The 2,325-nt window shown below is 70.4% G+C and carries 2 protein-coding genes; both read left to right on the top strand.

Going from position 1 to position 2,325, the window contains the following annotated elements; translation table 11 throughout:
• Positions 1–145: 145 nt before the first annotated feature.
• Positions 146–1,408, top strand: coding sequence for an IS21 family transposase (gene istA, locus ACFQS7_RS30790; RefSeq protein ID WP_380070960.1), 1,263 nt, complete (start codon positions 146–148; stop codon positions 1,406–1,408).
• Complete coding sequence (gene istB / locus ACFQS7_RS30795; protein WP_380070961.1) at positions 1,405–2,262, top strand: IS21-like element helper ATPase IstB; 858 nt, start codon at positions 1,405–1,407, stop codon at positions 2,260–2,262. Before istA ends, istB begins: the two co-directional genes overlap by 4 nt.
• The last annotated feature ends 63 nt before the right edge of the window (positions 2,263–2,325 follow it).

Consider the following 2,325-nt stretch of genomic DNA (forward strand, 5'->3'; position numbering starts at 1 on the left):
TGTAGCGGCTGGATGAATGCTCCCCGGAAGTGCTGGCTGAAAATTCCCCAGTCCAGCGCGACTGCCCGTGCCCGGGGGCGAGCCCCCGGGCACGGGCGGCGCCGGCCATGCCCCAGGATGCCCTCCGGCATCGTGGGAGCAGCCGGTGGTCACCCTTGGGGAGCTCGTCATGATCCTGGACCTTGCCCGGCAGGGCCTGACCGTCTCGGCCATTGCCCGCCGCACCGGCCGCGACCGCAAGACCATCCGCACCTACATCGCGCGTGGCCTGGAGCCACCAGCCTACAAACCGCGTGAGCCAACCCCGTCGCCGCTCGGCCCGTTTGAGGCCTTCCTCCGCGAGCGCGTCGGCCGCTTTCCCGACCTGACCGGCCGACGTCTGTGGCGAGAGGTCCGCGACCTCGGCTTCGCCGGCGGCTACTCCACCGTGACCGACTTCCTGCGCACCGTCCGGCCGCCCGCCGCTCCTGCCTTCGAGCGGCGCTTCGAGACTCCGCCGGGGCGCCAGGCGCAGGTCGATTTCGCCCACTTCAGGGTTCGCTTTGAGGACGAGCCCGGCGCCGAGCGCATCGTCTGGCTGTTCTCCCTCGTGCTCGGCCACAGCCGCATGATGTGGGCCCGCTTCGTCGCCCAGCAGGACCTCGCCACCGTGCTGCGCTGCCACGTCGCTGCCTTCGAGGCGCTTGGCGGCGTGCCGGAGCAGATCCTTTACGACCGGATGCGCACCGCCGTCCTCGGCGAGGTCGACGCGCGCGGCATCGTCTACAACGACAAGCTCCTCGCCCTGGCAGGCCACTACGGCTACCTGCCCAAGGCTTGCCGGCCCTACCGCGCCAAGACCAAGGGTAAAGTCGAGAGGCCGTTCCGCTACGTCCGCGAGGACTTCTTCCTGGCCAGAGCCTTTCGCAACCTCGGTGACCTGAACGCCCAGTTCACCCAGTGGCTCGACCAGGTCGCCAACCGCCGCCTGCACGGCACCACCGGGCGCATCGTCATCGAGCACTTCGCCGAGGAGCAGCCTGCTCTCAAGGCGCTGCCGGCCGGGCCGTTCAACGCCGTCCTCCGCCTCGAGCGGCGGATCTCCCACGAGGGCATGATCTCGGTCGGCGGCAATCTCTACTCCGTCCCCGACGGCACCCGCCGGCGTCCCGTCGAGGTCCAGGTCACCGCCGCCGAGGTCCGGATCCTCGAGGACGGCCGGCTCATCGCCGTCCATCCCGTGCTTGAGGGCCGCGGCCGGCGCCGCATCGTCGAGGGCCATCGCAGCCTGCCGCCGCCGCACAACAGCACCACGCCTCGGCATGGCGCCACAGCGCCGTCAGCACCGCCAGCCGGCGTGACGCCCCGGTCACTGGCCATCTACGAGGCCGTCGGCCGCAGGCTCGCCGCCGGGGAGCCAGCGCGATGACCGCCGCGCCGGCGACCCTCGACCGCATCCGCCACCACCTGGTCGGCCTACGCATGCCGCGTGCTCTCGAAGTGCTGGAGCACCTGCTGCGCCAGCTCGAGCGCGGCGAGATCTCCGCTCTCGAGGCGATCGACAGCCTGCTCGATGAGGAACTCAGCCTGCGCGAGGGCCGCAGGGTCAAGGCAGCCCTCAAGATGGGCCGGCTGCTCACCATCAAGACGCTGGCCGGGTTCGACTTCGCGTTCCAGCCCTCGCTCGACCGCAACCGCATCCTCACCCTGGCCGGGCTCGACTTCATCAGCCGCCACGAGGTCGTCCACTTCCTCGGCCAGCCCGGCTGCGGCAAGACCCACCTGGCCATCGCCCTCGCCGTCGAGGCCGTCCAGGCCGGACGCAGCGTCTACTTCACCACCCTCGCCGAGCTCATCGGCTCGCTGGCCAAGGCTGAGCGCGAGGGGACCCTGCGGGAGCGGATCCGGTTCCTCTGCCGCCCGCAGCTCCTCGTCGTCGACGAGATTGGCTACCTGCCGGTGGTCGCCGGCGGCGGCAACCTGTTCTTTCAACTGGTCAACGCCCGCTACGAGCGTGGCGCCATGATCCTCACCTCCAACCGCGGCTTTGCCGAATGGGGCGAGGTGTTCGGCGACACCGTCGTCGCCACCGCGCTGCTCGACCGGCTCCTCCACCACGCCATCGTCGTCCGCATCGAGGGCGCCAGCTATCGTCTCCGTCGCCACGCCGATCTGTTGCCCGACACCAGCTCAGCCCGGCCGATGGCCTCGGCCGAGCCAGCGCCACGCCGGCGCGGCAGGCCGCCAAAGCCACGAACCACCGACCTCACCGCCGCGACGTAGCCACCAGCCAAACTGGGGAATTTTCAGCCAGCGCTTTCGAGGAATCCCACCTCAGCATTGACA

The sequence above is a fragment of the Dankookia sp. GCM10030260 genome (assembly GCF_042666655.1).
Lineage (GTDB): Bacteria > Pseudomonadota > Alphaproteobacteria > Acetobacterales > Acetobacteraceae > Paracraurococcus.

What these genes read in the sequence shown, in the direction of transcription:
- istB (WP_380070961.1), top strand. Translation starts at nt 1,405, where the DNA reads ATGACCGCCGCGCCGGCGACCCTCGACCGCATCCGCCACCACCTGGTC.